This is a genomic window from Pseudomonas sp. HR1 (assembly GCF_030175875.1).
In the GTDB taxonomy this organism is placed as follows: Bacteria; Pseudomonadota; Gammaproteobacteria; order Pseudomonadales; family Pseudomonadaceae; genus Chryseomonas; species Chryseomonas oryzihabitans.
The window spans coordinates 73,296-90,578 of the sequence record NZ_JASNRF010000006.1 but is presented as its reverse complement, the minus strand read 5'-3'; the positions used below and the strand labels follow the sequence as shown (position 1 = coordinate 90,578).

15 protein-coding genes and 2 pseudogenes are annotated in these 17,283 nt (G+C 66.0%); 5 read left to right on the top strand and 12 right to left on the bottom strand.

The window, feature by feature from the left end:
- Positions 1-63: 63 nt before the first annotated feature.
- The 5 genes from QKY98_RS20190 to hmgA all read right to left on the bottom strand — a co-directional run bounded on the left by QKY98_RS20190 (position 64) and on the right by hmgA (position 5,816).
- On the bottom strand, positions 64-1,158 hold the full coding sequence (locus QKY98_RS20190) for a sugar diacid recognition domain-containing protein (RefSeq protein ID WP_284671464.1): 1,095 nt from the start codon (positions 1,156-1,158) through the stop codon (positions 64-66).
- 93 nt (positions 1,159-1,251) lie between these two features.
- Positions 1,252-2,331, bottom strand: coding sequence for a 4-hydroxyphenylpyruvate dioxygenase (gene hppD / locus QKY98_RS20185; RefSeq protein ID WP_108581786.1), 1,080 nt, complete (start codon positions 2,329-2,331; stop codon positions 1,252-1,254).
- Positions 2,332-2,468: 137 nt separating this feature from the next.
- Entirely contained in the window at positions 2,469-3,107 is a 639-nt protein-coding gene (gene maiA / locus QKY98_RS20180) for a maleylacetoacetate isomerase (RefSeq protein WP_144954104.1), read from the bottom strand.
- Positions 3,108-3,228: 121 nt separating this feature from the next.
- Positions 3,229-4,527, bottom strand: a complete 1,299-nt coding sequence (gene fahA, locus QKY98_RS20175; protein ID WP_284671463.1) for a fumarylacetoacetase — start codon at positions 4,525-4,527, stop codon at positions 3,229-3,231.
- The gene (hmgA, locus tag QKY98_RS20170; protein ID WP_284671462.1) at positions 4,524-5,816 is read right to left on the bottom strand and encodes a homogentisate 1,2-dioxygenase; all 1,293 of its coding nucleotides are present in this window, start codon (positions 5,814-5,816) and stop codon (positions 4,524-4,526) included. The genes fahA and hmgA overlap by 4 nt, the downstream gene beginning before the upstream one ends.
- 128 nt (positions 5,817-5,944) lie before the next feature.
- On the opposite strand from hmgA, the gene QKY98_RS20165 reads away from it, so the two are divergent.
- Together QKY98_RS20165 and QKY98_RS20160 are read left to right on the top strand one after the other, a co-directional pair.
- Positions 5,945-6,724, top strand: coding sequence for an IclR family transcriptional regulator (locus QKY98_RS20165; RefSeq protein WP_074583634.1), 780 nt, complete (start codon positions 5,945-5,947; stop codon positions 6,722-6,724).
- Between the two features lie 168 nt (positions 6,725-6,892).
- A complete protein-coding gene (locus QKY98_RS20160; RefSeq protein ID WP_027599261.1) occupies positions 6,893-7,924 on the top strand; it encodes a GGDEF domain-containing protein in 1,032 nt (343 codons plus the stop codon).
- Between the two features lie 13 nt (positions 7,925-7,937).
- Here the strand turns inward: QKY98_RS20160 and QKY98_RS24060 are convergent, their stop codons facing one another.
- Both QKY98_RS24060 and QKY98_RS24055 read right to left on the bottom strand, forming a co-directional pair.
- Entirely contained in the window at positions 7,938-8,714 is a 777-nt protein-coding gene (locus QKY98_RS24060; RefSeq protein WP_371100803.1) for a methyl-accepting chemotaxis protein, read from the bottom strand.
- Positions 8,715-8,792: 78 nt separating this feature from the next.
- A pseudogene (locus QKY98_RS24055) lies at positions 8,793-9,608 on the bottom strand (MCP four helix bundle domain-containing protein); the annotation flags it as partial.
- Positions 9,609-9,769: 161 nt separating this feature from the next.
- Between QKY98_RS24055 and QKY98_RS20150 the strand changes: the two are divergent.
- Positions 9,770-10,949: pseudogene (locus tag QKY98_RS20150) on the top strand (MFS transporter).
- On the opposite strand, the gene QKY98_RS20145 reads toward QKY98_RS20150, so the two are convergent.
- Both QKY98_RS20145 and QKY98_RS20140 read right to left on the bottom strand, forming a co-directional pair.
- Complete coding sequence (locus tag QKY98_RS20145) at positions 10,946-11,209, bottom strand: hypothetical protein (RefSeq protein WP_027599258.1); 264 nt, start codon at positions 11,207-11,209, stop codon at positions 10,946-10,948. The pseudogene QKY98_RS20150 and the gene QKY98_RS20145 sit on opposite strands and share 4 nt — an antisense overlap.
- A gap of 50 nt (positions 11,210-11,259) precedes the next feature.
- A complete protein-coding gene (locus tag QKY98_RS20140; protein WP_007161805.1) occupies positions 11,260-11,712 on the bottom strand; it encodes a MarR family winged helix-turn-helix transcriptional regulator in 453 nt (150 codons plus the stop codon).
- Between the two features lie 176 nt (positions 11,713-11,888).
- Here QKY98_RS20140 and QKY98_RS20135 point away from each other — a divergent pair, with 176 nt between their 5' ends.
- On the top strand, positions 11,889-13,121 hold the full coding sequence (locus QKY98_RS20135; protein ID WP_502945094.1) for an MFS transporter: 1,233 nt from the start codon (positions 11,889-11,891) through the stop codon (positions 13,119-13,121).
- Between the two features lie 89 nt (positions 13,122-13,210).
- A complete protein-coding gene (locus tag QKY98_RS20130; RefSeq protein WP_284671459.1) occupies positions 13,211-13,867 on the top strand; it encodes an ion channel in 657 nt (218 codons plus the stop codon).
- Here the strand turns inward: QKY98_RS20130 and solA are convergent.
- The 3 genes from solA to QKY98_RS20115 form a co-directional block, all read right to left on the bottom strand.
- The gene (gene solA / locus QKY98_RS20125; protein WP_284671458.1) at positions 13,864-15,033 is read right to left on the bottom strand and encodes an N-methyl-L-tryptophan oxidase; all 1,170 of its coding nucleotides are present in this window, start codon (positions 15,031-15,033) and stop codon (positions 13,864-13,866) included. The two genes, QKY98_RS20130 and solA, sit on opposite strands and share 4 nt — an antisense overlap.
- A 288-nt stretch (positions 15,034-15,321) precedes the next feature.
- On the bottom strand, positions 15,322-16,605 hold the full coding sequence (gene dctM, locus QKY98_RS20120; protein WP_027599254.1) for a C4-dicarboxylate TRAP transporter large permease protein DctM: 1,284 nt from the start codon (positions 16,603-16,605) through the stop codon (positions 15,322-15,324).
- Positions 16,602-17,243 (bottom strand): TRAP transporter small permease, encoded by a 642-nt coding sequence (locus QKY98_RS20115; protein WP_027599253.1) that lies wholly within the window; start codon positions 17,241-17,243, stop codon positions 16,602-16,604. Before QKY98_RS20115 ends, dctM begins: the two co-directional genes overlap by 4 nt.
- Positions 17,244-17,283: the final 40 nt, after the last annotated feature.

Sequence of the window (17,283 nt, the reverse complement as noted above, 5' to 3'; positions counted from 1 at the left end):
ATGCGCCGAGTGTTTCCTGGATCGGGCACGGCAGCAACGGGACAGACGCCCAGTCTCGACAGGTCAGGGCTGTGAATTCGCCCAGCCCTGATCCCATAGCAGCAAGGCGCAATACAGTTCGGCGGCGTCGGCGAAACGGCGTGGATCCCGTCCGGTCAGCGCCTGGATCCGCTCCAGTCGATGCCGCAGCCCATTGCGATGCAGCCCCAGCGCCTCGGCACAGGCCTGGGGGCTGGCGTCCTCGGCGAACCAGCTGCGCAGCGTCGCCAGCAGCTGGCCGTCGCGATCGGCGCGGCGCAGTCTTGCCAGCGGTTCCAGCAGCCAGGCGCCGCGAGCGCACTCGGCCTGGCCCTGCAGCCAGGTCGGCAGGGCCAGGTCGTCCAGCGTCACCCGGATGAGGTCGGGCCGCAGGCGCCGGGTTACTGCGAGCAGGTCCAGCGCCCGCCGGGTCGTCTCGGCCAGCCCCGTCCAGGGTCGCGGCTCGGGGATCCAGGCGCTGCGCTGCAACGACCAGCCCTGCCCCGGCAGTTCCTCCAGCAGCGCCTCGGGCCCCTGCGCGCCGGGTCGATACCAGAGCCACTGCCGCTCTTCATGGGGCAGGCACCAGCTATGGACGCTGCGCTGCTGCGCCCAGTCGCCAAAACCCGGCGCCGGCACGGCGAACTCCAGCAGCAGCACGTCCCGCGGCAGGACCGGCTTCAGCCCGAGCAGCGTGGCATGGCGCCCCAGTTCGGGTGCGGCGCCGGGCGCGAGCAGCTGCCGCAGCAGCGGCGTGGTCATGCGCGCGGTCGCGGGCGGCTGCCCTGCCGCCTGCTCAATCAGCATTTCCGCGGTCAGGCGCAGGAGTTCGGCAGGTAGGCGCAACTGCTCGGCGTCCTCCCCGGACACGCCAAGCACGCCGACCAGTTCGCCCTGGTGATACAGCGGCAGATTGATACCGGCCTGGGCCCCCGCCAATTCCAAGGCAGCGCTGGCATCCAATGCCACCGCGCGGCCTTCGGCGATGACCTGCCGCGCCCCGGCATGGTGGCTGAACAGCCGCGCCGGATCGCCCGAGCCGATGATCAGCCCGGACGCATCCATGACATTGACGTTGCCGGGCAGGATGCGCATGGCGCGTTCGACGATTTCCTGCGCCAGGGTCTGGCTCAGCTCCATGGCCACCTCGGAGGTTGAAGGACGCCGGCATGGCGCGCCGTCACCTTAGAGGCGCCTCCACCGCTGGGCAAGCCGGTGGAGCTACGGGAGGGGCTACTCCGAGGTGCTCAGCACGCCACGGCGCACCTGGTCGCGCTCGATGGATTCGAACAGGGCCTTGAAGTTGCCCTCGCCAAAGCCGGTATCGCCCTTGCGCTGGATGAATTCGAAGAATACCGGCCCCAGCAGGGTCTGGGAGAAGATCTGCAGCAGCAGGCGACGCTCCCCACCTTCGGAGGTACCGTCGAGCAGGATGCCGCGGGCTTTCAGCTCTTCCACCGGTTCGCCATGGTTGGGCACCCGGCCTTCGAGCATCTCGTAGTAGGTCTCCGGCGGCGCGGTCATGAAGCGGGTACCAGAGGCCTTGAGCCGATCCCAGGTGGCCACCAGGTCATCGGTGAGAAAGGCCACGTGCTGGATGCCCTCGCCGTTGAACTGCATGAGAAATTCCTCGATCTGCCCGGCCCCCTTGGAGGATTCCTCGTTGAGCGGAATACGCACCAGGCCGTCCGGTGCGGTCATGGCCTTGGAGGTCAGGCCGGTGTACTCGCCCTTGATGTCGAAGTAGCGCAACTCGCGGAAGTTGAACAGCCGCTCGTAGAAGTCGGCCCAGTAGGCCATGCGCCCGCGATAGACGTTGTGGGTCAGGTGGTCGATGACCTTGAGGCCGGCTCCCACCGGCTTGCGCTCGACGCCCTCCAGGAACACGAAGTCGATGTCGTAGATGGAGCTGCCCTCCTCGTAGCGATCGATGAGGTACAGCGGTGCGCCGCCGATGCCCTTGATCGCCGGCAGGCGCAATTCCATCGGCCCGGTGGGCATGTCCACCGCCTGGGCGCCCAGCTCCAGCGCCTTGGCATAGGCGTGGTGGGAGTCGCGGCAGCGAAAGGCCATGCCGCAGACCGAGGGGCCGTGTTCGGCGGCGAAATAGGCGGCGTGGCCGGTCTTTTCGCGATTGACGATGGCGTTGATGTCGCCCTGGCGAAACAGCACCACGTCCTTGGATCTGTGGTTGGCGACGTGAGTGAAGCCGAGGCTTTCCAGCACGGGTTCGATGACGTTGGGCGTGGGCGAGGCGAATTCGATGAACTCGAAACCCATGAGGCCCATGGGATTTTCAAACAGATCGGCCATGATTGGCTCCTTGACGGGTGACGTGACGGTCGTGGTCGGTAATCTGGGCTAGCAGCCCGTCAAGGGCGGCGCGCAGGAGATGCCACGCACGCTGCGCGCCAGGAAATCACCCAGGATGAGCTGACAGCCGAGCAGCTTCATGAGGCCACCCGCACCGGGGCATCGGGCTGCGCCTCGGGGTGTGCCTGCTGGAAGGCCGGATGCGCGCCAGCCAGGGCCTCTACCCGCTGGACGCGTGGATAGGACGCCAGGTCCACCTGGAAACGCCGCGCCGCATAGAGTTGGGGTAGCAGATAGACGTCCGCCAGCCCCACCTCGCCGAAACAGAAGTCACTGGAGCCGATCTGCGCCTCCACCGCCGCCAGGCCCTCGCCGATCCAGTGCGAGATCCAGTCGAGCACGGCCGGCTCTTCCAGGCCCAAGCCGCGCAGGCGGTTGAGCACCGAGACGTTGTGCAGCGGATGGACATCGCAGGCGATCAGGGCGGCGACACCCCGATGGCGGGCGCGCAGCAGCGGATCGGTCGGCAGCAAGGGCACGGCCGGATAGCGCTCTTCCAGGTATTCGAGGATGGCGGGCGACTGGATCAGCACCTCGCCGCTGTCGAGGCGCAGGCTGGGCAGCCGCCCCTGGGCATTGAGCGCCCGGTAGGCCGGCTGGTGCTGCTCGCCGGACAGCAGATTGACCGGTACGGCTCGGTAGTCCAACCCCTTCAGCGCCAGGGCCAGGCGGACCCGATAGGACGAGGTGGAACGGTAATAGGTGAAGAGGTCCATCGACACTGCCCCGCGCTTGCCTGCCGGCTTCTTATTATGCGTAAGCTGATTACGTTACGTGGAATCTGCGCCGGCCCGGATGGCTTGTCAATGCCGCCCGGGCCGGCCTATACCCGCTCGCCTAGTCGGCCGCCACTACCCGACCGCGACATTCGCCGAAGCCGATCGTGGGCAGTCCGGGCCGCTGGCAGCGGGCCCGGAGGATGACCTCATCACCGTCTTCCAGAAAGGTACGGGTCTCGCCGCCTGGCAGCTGCAGCGGCTGCTTGCCGCCCTGGGTGAGCTCCAGCAGGCTGCCGCAGCTGTCGGCGTCCGGCCCGGACAGGGTGCCCGAACCAAAGAAGTCGCCGGGCTGCAGGGCGCAGCCATTGACGGTGTGATGGGCCACCATCTGCGCCACCGTCCAGTACATGTTCAGGGTGTTGCTCAGGGCGATCCGCTGGGCGGGGTGCCCCTGCTCCGCCATGCGCGGCGTGCGCAGCAGCACTTCCAGCTCGATGTCCAGGGCCCCCTGGGCCTGGTCATGCTCGTCGTACAGATAGGGCAAGGGCTGGGGATCCCCGGCGGGTCGTGCCGGCTGCGCCTGGCGATAAGGGGCCAGGGCTTCCGCGGTGACGACCCACGGCGACAGGGTGCTGGCGAAACTCTTCGACAGGAAGGGCCCCAGGGGCTGGTATTCCCAGGCCTGGATATCCCGCGCCGACCAGTCGTTGAGCAGGCAGAAGCCGGCGATATGCTCGGCGGCGTCACCGATGGCGATGGCCGCGCCCTGGGCGTTGCCCGGGCCGATCCAGATGCCCAGCTCCAGTTCGTAGTCCAGCCGCCGACAGGGGCCGAAGACCGGGGCGTCCTGTCCGGGCGGCAGCGTCTGGCCCTTGGGCCGCCGGAACGCCTCGCCAGAGACCCCAAGGGTCGAGGCGCGGCCGTGGTAGGCAATGGGGACGTGCTTGTAATTGGGCAGCAGCGGATTGTCCGGGCGGAACAGCCGGCCGATCTGGGTGGCGTGGTGGATGCCGACATAGAAGTCGGTGTAGTCGCCGACCCGCGCGGGCAGGTGCATCCGGCAGGCGCTCTGGGTCACCAGCAGGTGTTCGCCCAGCTCTTCGAGGTGCTCGCGTTGCGGATGGTCAGCGCGCAGCAGCGCCTGCACGGCCTGGCGCAAGGCGACCCGCGCCGGCCGGCCGGCGGCGAAGAAGGCATTGAGCGTCTCCCGGGCGGCCAGTTCGGCGGCCCGCTGGGCTTCGCCACGGAACAGCCCGGCTTCGAGGGCGAAGCCCAGGTCGAGGATGAAGTCACCCACCGCCACGCCGCCGCGGGGCGTCTCTTCGCCGCGACTGAACACACCCAGCGGCAGGTTGTGCAGGGAAAAATCCGCATGGCCGTTGGCCGAGGCCACCCAGCTGGACATTTCGTGGGTCATGCCGATTCTCCCGCGCCGGGCGCGACAAAGGTCTTGGTGAGGCCTGCCCAGCAGGCGTCGTAGTCGGGCTGCAGCAGCGGCGAGGCCAGGGCGTAACGGGTCGGCCGCAGGACACGGCCGGTTTCGAACATGAAGGCCATGGTGTTCTCGATCCTGTGCGGTCGGAGGTCGGCGGCGATAGCATTCCGGGTGGACACCTCGTCCGGGCCATGGGCGCTCATGCAGCTGTGCAGGGAGGCGCCGCCCGGCGCGAAGCCATCGGCCTTGGCGTCGTAGGCGCCCTGGATCAGGCCCATGAATTCGTTCATCAGGTTGCGATGGAACCAGGGCGGCCTGAAGGTGTTTTCCGCGACCATCCAGCGTGGCGGAAAGATCACGAAGTCGATATTGGCCACCCCTTCGCTGGCGCCCGGCGCCGTCAGCACGGTGAAGATCGAAGGATCGGGATGATCGAAACTCACCGTACCCAGGGTATTGAAGTGGCGCAGGTCGTATTTGTAGGGCACGTTGTTGCCATGCCAGGCGACCACGTCCAGCGGCGAGTGATCCAGCTCGGTCTCCCAGAGTTCGCCGAGGAATTTCTGCACCAGGCGAGTGGATCTCTCCAGATCCTCGAAGCGGGCCACGGGTGCCTGGAAATCCCGCGGATTGGCCAGACCGTTGCTGCCGATCGGGCCCAGCTCGGGCAGCCGCAGGGATCGCCCGTGGTTTTCGCAGACATAACCCCGTATCGGTTCGCCCGCCGCTAACTCGACCCGGAATTTCAGGCCGCGTGGAATCACCGCGATCTCCAGCGGTTCGAGGCGCAGCAGGCCCAACTCGGTCACCAGCTCCAGGCGTCCCTGCTCCGGCACGATCAGCAATTCCCCGTCGGCGTCGTAGAAGACGCCGGTCATGCTGGCATTGGCGGCATAGCGATAGAGGCTGACGCCTTCGGCCTGATCGGCTGCGGCGGTGGCGACGATCCGCTCCAGGCCGGCGAGAAAATCGGTGGCGACTGCCGGGATCGGCAAGGGATTCCAGCGCAGGCGATTGGGCGTGGGGGCGCCCAGTTCCGCGCCGGTCAGCTGGACGGTGCAGCGCTGAAAGCGGCCGTGGGCGGCCGACGGCCGGAGCCGATACAGCCAGGAGCGTCGGGCCTCGTGGCGCGGCACGGTAAAGGCCGTGCCGGAGAGTTGCTCGGCATAGAGGCCGAAGGGCGCGCGTTGCGGCGAGTTCTGCCCGATGGGCAGGGCACCCGGCAGCGCTTCGGAGCTGAAGTGATTGCCAAAGCCGGACTGGTAGCTCACTGGCGGTGCTACTTGTTCTTGTTGGTTCAACGGGGCCACCCATTATGCGTAATAGGTTTACGCAAAAAGTAAATTGAACCTGGCGGAGCGTCAAGCTATAACGCTGCCTTTCCACGGCGAGCGAATCGATGACAGACATTCCTGAAGCAGCACCCCCACGGCGGCAGAAGGTGCAGGCGGCCGAGGTCGGCACCGATATCCTCAAGGCCCTCGCCGAGCTGGCACCCTCCACGTCCCTGTCGCGCCTAGCCAGCCACCTGGACATGCCCGCCAGCAAGGTGCATCGCTACCTGCAGGCGCTGATCGCCAGCGGTTTCGCCGAGCAGGATCCACGAACCAATCACTACGGACTCGGCCAGGCCGCCCTCTTCGTCGGTCTGGCCGCCCTGGGTCGACTGGATGTAGTGAAGCTGGCGGCGCCGGTGCTGGCCGACCTGCGCGACGAGGTCGGCGAGACCTGCTTTCTAGCGGTCTGGGGCAACAAGGGCCCGACGGTGGTGCTGGTGGAACAGGCGGTGCGCGCCGTCACCCTGGTGACCCAGGTCGGTTCGGTGCTGCCGTTACTGGGCTCGTCCACCGGCCTGGTGTTCAACACCTTCCTGCCGGATGCCGAGACCGCGGCGTTGCGTGCGGAAGAGTTGCGCCAACCGGCTGCGCCCAGCGCCGCAACCCTGGCGGAGGCCGCGCGCCAGCTAAGGGAAACCCATATCCAGCCGGTGCACGGCCTGCTGATGGCGGGGGTCAATGCCCTCTCCGCGCCACTGCTAGGAGCCGGCGGCCGGCTGGCCGGCGTCCTGACCGTGGTCGGTGCCGCGCCAGGCTTCCAGGCCGAGGTCGAAAGCGCCGCCGCGCTGCATCTGCGGGCAGCCGCCCAGGCCATCAGCGGGCGGCTGGGTGGAAAGCTCTGACGATTGGCGTCGCAGTGCAGCTTTCAGGAGCGCCGATGGTCGCGGCGGCGCTCCGCTTGATCCTTTCTACCCTCCATTCGGCTAAAGGATCCCCCAGACTGGCCGTTTGCCATTAAGCTTACTGTTAGCGCGTTTATCATTGGCGCACTGCTTTATGGTGATCCCTTCATGACTGCTCTTTCCTATCGTGATCGCAACCAGGCTCTCAACGACTCCCTGGGCAAATTCTGGCAGGTCGCCAAACCCGTGGTTCAGGCGGCCATGGCCATTCATGTCGCGTTGCTGGTCGTTTTCATCCTGCTCGACCAGATCCTGATGGCCTGGGCCAACGTGCTCAGCATCGCCGCCTACGTGGGCTGCCTGACCGCCCTGCGCCAGCGGCGCTATCGCATCGCCAGCCTGACCATGAGTTGCGAGATCGTCGCCCACGCCTGGATCGCCACCTGGCAACTCGGCTGGGACAGCAACTTCCACTACTACGTGCTGTGCATCCTGCCGATCGTCATCTACAACTACCGCACCGCGCCGATCCGCCATCTGCTGCTGGTCTCCGGCATCCTGGTGACCCTGGCGGGCGGCTATCTGCTGCACCCACCCGCCACCCTCGCGCCCCTGGCGATGAAGCTGTTCGGCACCATCAACATCATCAGCGCCCTGGGGCTGCTGCTTTACGGCACCGGCGCCTCCTTCCACCACAGCACCAAGATGCAGCTGGACCTGTTGCACTCCGCCAGCCACGACAGTCTCACCAACCTCTACAACCGGCGGCGGATTCTCGACCAGGCGGAAAAGCACAGTGGCGTGAGTGGCAGCCTCATCCTCTTCGACGTCGATCACTTCAAGCACATCAACGACCGCTTCGGCCACGACTGCGGCGATCTGGTGCTGCAGGGGATCGCCGACGTCATCCGCCGCGAGGTGCGTCATTCCGATCTGGCGGCGCGCTGGGGTGGCGAGGAATTCCTGGTGCTGCTGCCCCAGGCGCGAACCGAGGTGGCCTGGGGCGTGGCGGAACGCATCCGCCAGCGCCTGACCGAGGTCACCGAGTCACTCGAACGCGGTCCCGCGCGGGTCACGGCGACCCTGGCGGTCTGCGAGATTCGCGACTGCGAAGCCTTCGCCAGCGCCCTGGAGCGCGCCGATCAGGCGCTCTACCGGGGCAAGCAGGAAGGCCGCGACCGGGTGATGCTGGCGGCCTGAGCCACCGTTTGCCCTAGACCACGAAGCGCTGCAGGGCGCCGTGCAGATCGGCGGCCAGGGCGGACAGCTGCTGGCTGCTGGCACTGGTCTGCTGGGCGCCGGCGGCGGTCTGGTTCGCCGCGTCGCGGATCAGCGTCAGATTGCGATCGACCGCCGCCGTGGTAGCCGTCTGCTCTTCGGTGGCCGCGGCGATGGCGTCATTGCGCTGGCCGATGGCGGTGATGGCCTGAGTGATGCCTTCCAGCACCTGCCAGGTGGCCTGGGCCTGGTCGCGGGTATGGCTAGCCTGTAGGCGACTCTGATCCAGGGCGATCACCGTCTTCTCGCTGACCTGCTGCATGCCGCCGATCAGGCCTTCGATCTCGCGGGTGGAGTCGCCCGTACGGCTGGCCAGCCCACGCACCTCGTCGGCCACCACGGCAAAGCCACGCCCGGCTTCCCCGGCACGGGCCGCCTCGATGGCGGCGTTGAGCGCCAGCAGGTTGGTCTGCTCGGCGACGTTGCGGATCACGTCGAGCATCTTGCTGATGCCCTTGGATTGCGCGGCCAGCTGGTCCGCCTGGTTGGCCGCATCGTCCACATTGCCCACCAGCTGGGTGATGGCGGCCAGCGTCTGCTTGACCTGCGCCTGCCCCTGCTTGGCCTGATCGACACAGCGCTGCGATTCGGCGGAGGTGGAGGTCGCGTGCTCGCACACCGCCTGGACCGCCTGGTTGAGCTGGGTGACGGCATTGGCCGCGTGCTGGATATCGGTCGTCTGCTGCTCCAGGTTGCGGCAGCTGTCATCCATCACGGCGCTCACCTGGGTCGAGGCCGAGGCCAACTGCTCGGAGGCATTGCCGGTGTGGGCCAGCACCTCGCGCAGATTGCCCTGCATGCGCTCCAGCGCCAGCAGCAGCATGGCCGCCTCGTCGCGTCCCTGGGGCTGGATGTTCTGCCGCAGGTCACCCGCGGCGATGCCGCCGGAGATGTCCAGGGCCTGGCGCAGCGGCTGCACCACGCTGCGGGTCAGGCGCCAGGCCAGCAGCAGCAGAAGCAGAATGGCACCACCTATGACCGACCAGACGATGGCGCGGGCCTGGACGAACTGGGCGTTGGCCACCTCCTTGGCCTGGGCGGCGCCCTGCTTGTTCAATTCGCGCAGGAGTTGCACCTGCATGTCCATCAGATCGCCCTTGAGGCCGACCACGGTATCCAGCTGTACCCGCGCGGCCGGGATCTGCTGCTGCTCGATCAGCCGCACCTCCTCGCGCAGTCCTTCCACGAAGGGCTGGTAGGCGTCGTGCAGCGCCTTGATCGAGTCGCCCTCGGTCGCGTCGGTGACGACCGGCGCATAATCCCGGAACAGCTGGTCGGTCTCGTTGACCAGTTGCTCCAGGGTGACGCGGCTCATGGCCACGGCGCCCGGATCCTCGGCATTGAGCAGCACCACCGAGGCCTGGTTGCGCAACTTGCCGAGGTTGATCGCCAGGGAATCGGCAATGGCGATACTGGGCAGCCAGTCCTGCTCCATGCTCAGGGCCTGTCGGCGCAGCTGCTGCATTTCCCACAGCGAAAAGCTGCCCAGCCCGGCGAGCAGCACGGCGGCAAAAGTAAAGGAACACAGCATCCGCGGGCCGGTCTTGAGCGTTCGCAACCAGGAGCGGCGGGACAGACGGCGAAAGGGGACAAGGATACGAAGCATGGGGGCGTCACTGCATGAAGACGGTCAAGCACAGGAGCCTAGGCAAGCAAGATGTCGGACTGATTACAAAATGCCTTCATCCAGATAAATCTGACGATTGCGGCAAAAGATAACTGGGGCTAAGGTCCGCCCCTCTGTCCGCCAAACCGCCCGCCGCTGTCATGACTACCCCTACCGCCAAGGCTTCTTCCTTCCAGATCCTGTTGCTCGGCATCGCCCAGATCCTCGTCTGGGGCGGCTCCTTTTTCATTCTCGCGGTGCTCGCCGATCCGGTGGTCCGGGAAACCGGCTGGTCCCGGCAGTGGGTCTATGGCGGACTTTCCCTCGGGGTGCTGGTATCCGGCCTGCTGGCACCGGCGTGCGGCCGCCTGATCGCCCGCCAGGGGGGCCGCACCTTGCTGTCGCTGAGCGGCCTGGGGGTGGCGGCCGGGCTGGTGCTGATGGCCAGCGCCCAGCAGTTGCCGGTGTTTCTGCTCGCCTGGGTGGTGATGGGCATCGGCATGGCCGCGGGTCTGTACGATGCGCTGTTCGCCACCCTGGGCACCTGCTACGGCACCCAGGCCCGTTCGGCCATCAGCGGTATCACCCTCGTATCGGGCTTCTGCACCGCCATCACCTGGCCCGTAGCCGCCTTCCTGGTCAGTCACCTCGGCTGGCGCGGTGCCTGCCTGGCCTATGCGGCCGTCCTGCTGCTGACGATCTGGCCGCTCTATCGCCGCGCCCTGCCCGCACCGGTCCTCGCCACCCAGGCACCCCGGACCGGCCAGGCGGCATCGGCCGTGCCGGTCAACCGGGCGCTCTACAGCGTGCTCACGGCACTCTTCACCCTGGGCGCGATGCTGATGACGGCCATTTCCGTCCAGCTGATCACCCTCCTGCAGGGGCTCGGCTACAGCCTGGCGAGTGCGGTGGCGCTGAGCACCTGCCTGGGGCCGAGCCAGGTGGCCTCGCGGATCATCGACCTGCTCAACCGCAATGGTCACCCGCTGTGGACGGCCCTGGCCTCGGTGGTCTGCACGGCCGCCGGACTGCTGCTGGTGACCCTGGGGCCTGGCCTGGTCTGGGTGACGGTCGTGGGTCTGGTGATCTTCGGTGCGGGCAATGGCCTGCGGGCGATCATTCGGGGCGCCCTGCCGCTGGCGCTCTGGAATCCGGCGGAATACGCCACCGTCCTGGGCCGCATGGCGCGCCCGGCGCTACTCGGCCAGGCGGCCACGCCCCTGCTCTGCGGCTATTCACGGCCCGCAGGCGGTGCTGGCCCTGCTCTGCCTGCTGGCGCTGATCAACGTGGCCTTGGTCGCCTGGCTGTTCAGAGCGCTGTTCGGCCGTGCCCCGGCCTAGTCGCAGGCGATTTCCAGAGGGACTAGGCGTAGCTTGATACCGGTGCGGCGCAGGGTAAGGATATCGCCCTCGCGCTGTCCGACCTCGTCGCCCAGGGTACTGCGGAGCGTCTCGCCGAGCAGCCGCGCATAGGTCCGCGGGTCCTCGCCTTGACAGCTCTCGGCGATATGCAGCTCGCCCTGGAGCAACTTGCCGGCCGTGCGCCCGCTGGTGAGATCCACAAGCAGGTAATCCTGGTCGGGCTGATAGTTGAAGGTCATGCGAATTCCCCGGCGACTGTAGCCATGGGAACCGATCAGGGCGGGTTGGTTCAGGACGTCGGGTTGCCTTCCTCGTCCAGGCGGTTGCGCAACATGACCAGGGTCTCGCGCAGATCGTCCAGCCCGGCATCGCCCAGCGCGCAGACCTGCCGCACCCGGCTGTTGACGCCGTTGGCCTGGTCACGCAGCGAGCGACCCGCTGGCGTCAGTTCGATCGACAGGTTGCGCTCGTCCTCGGCACTGCGCCGGCGCGTGACCAGCCCGGCCGCTTCCAGGCGCTTGACCACGGGGGTCAGGGCACCGGAATCCTGCCGCAGTCGATTGGACAGTTCCTTGAGCGTGAGGCCGTCATGCTCCCAGAGCACCAGCATGATCAGGTACTGCGGAAAGGTCAGGCCCATGCTCTCCAGCAGGGGTTTGTAGAGTTGCGTCATCGCCAGCGAAGCCGAATACAGGGAAAAGCACAGTTGCTGGTCAAGGAGCAGTGGATCTTTGGCTGTCATGGGATCTGCCATTACAAAACGTGAAAAGAGTGGAAGGTGCAAGCGCCCCAACGCGAGCCGAAAGGCCGCCTGGCGTGAGTTCGGTTGCCGGAAACATCCGGTAACTGGCACTGGATTCCGATACCACAGGATGCCACAGTGAGCGGCTGGACATAAATAATAAGGGTAATACCTGCATGGCCGTTTCCTCTGCCACGCCAGCCGTTCCTGGCGAAACCCCCACCGCCGCCCTGCCCGGCGCCTCGCCGATGGTGGCGGGAATTCTGGCCTCCTGCGCTCTGGCCCACTTGATCAACGACCTGATCCAGTCCGTCCTGCCCTCGATCTATCCCATGCTCAAGGACAGTTATGGTCTGACGTTTACCCAGATCGGTCTGATCACCCTGGCCTTCCAGATCACCGCCTCCCTGTTGCAACCCTGGATCGGCTTCCATACCGACCGCCATCCTAAACCCTATCTGCTGCCCGCCGGCATGGTCTGTACCCTGATTGGTGTACTGCTGCTCGCCTTTGTCGGCAGCTTTCCCGCGATCCTGGCCGCCTCGGCGCTGATCGGCGTCGGCTCCTCGACCTTCCATCCGGAAACCTCGCGGGTAGCGCGCCTGGCGTCGGGCGGTCGCTTCGGCCTGGCGCAATCCACCTTCCAGGTCGGCGGCAACGCCGGCACCGCCATCGGCCCCCTGCTGGCCGCCGCCATCGTCATTCCCTATGGGCAGACGCATGTCGCCTGGTTCGCGCTCTTCGCGCTGTTCGCCATCGGCGTGCAGTACGGACTGTCGCGCTGGTATCGCAATCACCTGCGCAGCGCCAAGGGGCGCAAGGCCACCGCGGTCAGCCATGGCCTGTCCCGCGGTCGGGTGACCTTCGCGCTGATCGTGCTGGCGCTGCTGGTGTTCTCCAAGTACATCTACATGGCCAGCATCACCAGCTATTTCACCTTCTATCTCATCGAGCGCTTCGACCTCTCGGTCGCCAGCTCCCAACTGCACCTCTTCCTCTTCCTGGGTGCGGTCGCGGCCGGCACCTTCTTCGGCGGTCCCATCGGCGATCGCATCGGCCGCAAGGCGGTCATTTGGTTCTCGATTCTGGGCGCGGCGCCCTTCACCCTCGCCCTACCCTACGTCGATCTGTTCTGGACCAGCGTGCTCAGCGTCATCATCGGCTTCATCCTGGCGTCGGCCTTTTCGGCCATCGTGGTGTACGCCCAGGAACTGGTCCCGGGCAACGTGGGCATGATCGCCGGCATCTTCTTCGGCCTGATGTTCGGCGTCAGTGCCATCGCCGCCGCGGGCCTGGGCAACCTCGCCGACCACCACGGCATCGAATACGTCTACCAGCTGTGCTCCTACATGCCGCTGCTCGGGATCCTCACCCTCCTGCTGCCCTCCACCCGCCGCAAGGCGGCCTGAGGTGCAGGCCACGGGAGCGCAAGGCTCCCGTGGCGAAGCGCTGCGCCACCCGCTACGCTGGCCGCCCCTGAGCCTTTCGCCGAGTCGCGATGAAGAGTCCCCTGCACTACCTGGTCCGTTATCCTTCCGCCAACCTGCTGTTCATCCAGCTCCTCGGCCTGCTGCTCTACCCGCTGGTGGAACAGGAAGAGCATGGCCGCGCCATCATCGGCGCCTTCGGCATCATCGTCCTGGCCACCGCCCTGCGCATGGTGCGACGCAGTCCGACCATCCAGTGGCTGGGGTTCATCCTGTCCGGCTGCATCCTGGTGCTCACGGTGCTGGTGGAATGGCACGGCAATCCCCACCTGGTGGTATCCCTGGCCATTCTTGACTCGGTCTTCTACTTCTATGCGGCAGGCAGTCTCATCGCCTACATGATGGAAGACCAGCGCGCGACCACCGATGAACTCTTTGCCGTGGGTGCGACCTTCACCCTGCTGGCATGGGCCTTCGCCCACGCCTACTCGGCCTGTCAGATCCTGCAGCCCAACAGCTTCACCGCCGCCAACGATCCCCTGGCTGCGCGGACCTGGACCGAGCTGCTCTATGTCAGCTTCGCCATCCTCTCCGGCGTCGGCCTGAGCGATATCTATCCGATCAAGCCGATGGCGCGCTCGCTGGTGATGCTCGGCCAATTCTCCGGCGTCATGTACATCGCCCTGGTGGTGACGCGACTGGTCACCCTGACAGTGCGCAGCCGCTAGCCGAATCGCGCGAGGCTGAAGCTGTCGAGATCGATGTCGCTGCGCCCGGTGGTCACCCGCTGGGCGAGCGCCTCGCCCAGCGCCGCCGAATGCTTGAAACCATGCCCCGAGCAGGCGCTGACCACGGTCACGCCCGGCAGCGCCGGATGTTCGTCGACGATGAATCCGAAGTCGGGTGTCACGGTGTAGGCGCAGACCGCGCTGCGCACCGCCCGGTCTGCAAGACCGCCAACCCACCTTCCCACTTGATCACTGAACAGCTTGCTCGATTCTTCCGGGTGAATCGACCGATCAATGCCTGTTGGGGTGGTATTATTCCGGTACTGCTCCGTGGCAACCTTGACGGCGTTTTCGCCTGGCAAGGGAGGAAAGCCGTAGAAGAGATCGCTGTCACCACTGCCATGGGCGAGGATGAAGCTGGGTGAATCCGCCGGAAAGAGCCCGGGCCTGGCGACTTCGAACCAGTGCAGCGTCTGCCGACAGACGCGCAGCAGCCGGTCGAAAGGTGCGCCCAGCAATTCCGCGCTCCACATGCCGGCGGCGACGATGACCCGCTTTGCTCGCCAGCGGCCTTGCGCCGAATGCAGCAATACGCCCTGCTCGTCCGCTTCCAGGCGCTCGATGACGGTATCGGTATGGACCTGGGCGCCCCGCTCGCGCGCCCCGTCCAGTTGCGCCTGGATACAGGCTTCCGGATAGAGATAACCGCCGCCTGGTTCGAAATAGCCCAGGGCATCGTCTGCCACGCAAAATTGCGGAAAGCGCTGGCGAATGGCGGCGCCGTCCCAGGCTTCATGAGGGATCCCGTACTGGCGTGCCAGCTCCAGGGTGGCCCGGGTGAAGTCCGGGCGGCCATGATGGGAGGTCGCCGTCGCGGTGGCGGTCATGATCAGCACCCCGCATTGCTCGAACAGCCGGACGCCCCGCTCCGCCTCCAGCTCGCGCCAGAGGTGCTGCGAACGGATCGCCAGCGGTACATAGGCCGCGCCCTCGCCTACGGCCTGGCGGGTGATGCGGGTGGCGCCGTGGCTGGAGCCCAGGTCGTGGTGCGGCGCATAGCGATCGATGCCCGCGACCCGGACCCCACGCTTCGCCAGCTGGTAGAGCGTGGCCGCCCCCATGGCGCCCAGGCCCAGGACAATGACGTCATGAGTCGCGCTGGTCATCTTATCCCCTGCTCTTTTTCGCTTATCGAGCGGCGAACGCTAGCAGGGCGAGCTGTCCAGGGCCAAGGGCGGAGTCAGCAATGGGCGGTCATCGTCTCCATAAGGTGTTTGCGCGAGAAGAGTCGAACGGTAGAAGCTCACCCTATTTAGGGGTGGTATTGAGCAACGATCGATGCAGGCCGTGTAGCGACGAGGACGGTTCCGGCAAATCGTGCTATGCGTGGTGCCGCCTCAACCACCAGGTGAAGAGTCCGGTTGCCAGACTCTTCACCTGGTCACCCCCCTACCTCAGGTCATGCCCAACCAATTCGGCAAGGCCAGGGACAGATAAGGCACATAGGTCACCAGGATGAGGAAGGCCAGCATCACCAGCAGCCAGGGGGAAACGGCCCGGATGGTCGTGGTGAGCGGCATGCCGGTCACCGCTGAGGTGACGAACAGATTGAGGCCCGTCGGCGGCGTGATCAGCCCGATCTCCATGTTGACCACCATGATGATCCCCAAATGGATCGGATCGATCCCGAGCTGCACGGCGATCGGGAACAGGATGGGGGCCAGGATCAGGATGATCGCCGACGGCTCCATGAAGGTGCCCGCGATCAGCAGCACGATGTTCACCACGATCAGGAATTCCATCGGCGAGAAGCCCTGGTCCACCACCCAGCGGGTGATCGACTGGGGAATCTGCTCGGTGGTCAAAACATGAGCGAAGAGCATGGCGTTGGCGATGATGAACATCAGCACCACGGACAGCTTGGCCGCGTCGATCAGCACCCGATGGCACTGCCGCAGCTGCATGTCCTTGTGCACGAAGACCGCGACGATGGCCGCATAGATCGCCGAGACCGCCGCCGCTTCCGTGGGCGTGAACATGCCGGAATAGATGCCGCCAAGGATGATCACGATCAGCATCAAGCCCCAGATGGCGCGCCGTCCGGTCCGCAGCACCTCCTTGAAGGAAGCTCGCGGTAGCGCCGGAATGTTCTTGATGCGGGCGATGATGTAGATGGTCACCATCAGCACCAGGCCCAGCAGCAACCCCGGCACCACCCCCGCCATGAACAGCTTGCCCACCGAGGATTCGGTGGCCGTCGCATAGACCACCATGACGATGGAGGGCGGGATGAGGATCCCCAGGGTGCCGGCATTGCAGACGATGCCGGCGGCGAATTCGCGCTTGTAGCCCGAACGGACCATGCCGGCGATGACGATGGAGCCCACCGCGGCCACGGTGGCTGGCGACGATCCGCAGAGGGCGGCGAACAGCATGCAGGCCAGGATCGCGGCGATGGCCAAGCCGCCCCGGATATGGCCGACGCAGGCGTTGGCGAACTCGATCAGCCGATGGGCCACCCCGCCCGTGGTCATGAAGGCTCCGGCCAGGAGAAAGAACGGGATCGCCATCAGGGTGTAGTGCTCGCTGGTCTCGAACAACTTGATGGCCAACGAGCGCACCGAGTCGTTGCTGAACAGCAGGATGGTGAGGGCACCGGAAAGCCCCAGGGAAACGGCCACAGGAATGCCGATGAACATGAGGGCGAACAGCGCCAGGAACAGGAAGGTAATGGTCATGGCTGGCGCTCCGTGCCGTGCTGGCCGTCGACGAGTCGGAGGGCATCCTCGGCTTCGCTATGGCCCCCGAAGCCGCTCTGCTCGTTGCGCAGAATGCGCAGGAACACCTCGACGAAGCGGATGAGCATCAGGGCGAAGCCGATCGGCACGATCATGACGATATGCCACTGACGCAGACCGAAGCGGTCGAGATCCTCGGCGCCGATGTTGGCGTTCATCAGCGCCGCTACCCATTGTTGGCTGGAATAGGTCATCAGCCCGCAATAGAAGATACAGATGCCGACCGCCAGCAAGGCCACCGCCTTGCGCAAGGCGGGTGGAAAGGTCTTGACCAGCAGATCGACCCCCAGGTGAGCGCCGATGCGCACGCCCCAGGCCAGACCGATGAAAATTAGCCAGCCGAAGACCGCCTTGGTCAGGGCGATGCTCCAGGTCATTTCCTGGGAGACGAAGAGCAGGCCGTCCCCCATGGCCAACAGGGGTTCTTCCAGGAAGGCGCTGCGATCGGCCAGATAATAGAAAACGGCGTATACGTTGTTGACCACCACGTAGACGAAGGTGATCAGGGTCATGACCGCCAGCAGGAAGGCGACGAGCGCTTCCTCCAGCCGGCACCAGAGACGGGTCACGGCAGACATACGAACCTCCAACAGGCACTGACAGGGGGCGAAAGAAGGA

Bases quoted from the DNA above. Each gene is read 5' to 3' on its own strand.
- QKY98_RS20190 (WP_284671464.1), bottom strand. From the start codon at position 1,158: ATGGAGCTGAGCCAGACCCTGGCGCAGGAAATCGTCGAACGCGCCATG.
- hppD (WP_108581786.1), bottom strand. From the start codon at position 2,331: ATGGCCGATCTGTTTGAAAATCCCATGGGCCTCATGGGTTTCGAGTTC.
- maiA (WP_144954104.1), bottom strand. From the start codon at position 3,107: ATGGACCTCTTCACCTATTACCGTTCCACCTCGTCCTATCGGGTCCGC.
- fahA (WP_284671463.1), bottom strand. From the start codon at position 4,527: ATGACCCACGAAATGTCCAGCTGGGTGGCCTCGGCCAACGGCCATGCG.
- QKY98_RS20165 (WP_074583634.1), top strand. From the start codon at position 5,945: ATGACAGACATTCCTGAAGCAGCACCCCCACGGCGGCAGAAGGTGCAG.
- QKY98_RS20160 (WP_027599261.1), top strand. From the start codon at position 6,893: ATGACTGCTCTTTCCTATCGTGATCGCAACCAGGCTCTCAACGACTCC.
- QKY98_RS24060 (WP_371100803.1), bottom strand. From the start codon at position 8,714: ATGGATGACAGCTGCCGCAACCTGGAGCAGCAGACGACCGATATCCAG.
- QKY98_RS20145 (WP_027599258.1), bottom strand. From the start codon at position 11,209: ATGACCTTCAACTATCAGCCCGACCAGGATTACCTGCTTGTGGATCTC.
- QKY98_RS20140 (WP_007161805.1), bottom strand. From the start codon at position 11,712: ATGACAGCCAAAGATCCACTGCTCCTTGACCAGCAACTGTGCTTTTCC.
- QKY98_RS20135 (WP_502945094.1), top strand. From the start codon at position 11,889: ATGGCCGTTTCCTCTGCCACGCCAGCCGTTCCTGGCGAAACCCCCACC.
- QKY98_RS20130 (WP_284671459.1), top strand. From the start codon at position 13,211: ATGAAGAGTCCCCTGCACTACCTGGTCCGTTATCCTTCCGCCAACCTG.
- solA (WP_284671458.1), bottom strand. From the start codon at position 15,033: ATGACCAGCGCGACTCATGACGTCATTGTCCTGGGCCTGGGCGCCATG.
- dctM (WP_027599254.1), bottom strand. From the start codon at position 16,605: ATGACCATTACCTTCCTGTTCCTGGCGCTGTTCGCCCTCATGTTCATC.
- QKY98_RS20115 (WP_027599253.1), bottom strand. From the start codon at position 17,243: ATGTCTGCCGTGACCCGTCTCTGGTGCCGGCTGGAGGAAGCGCTCGTC.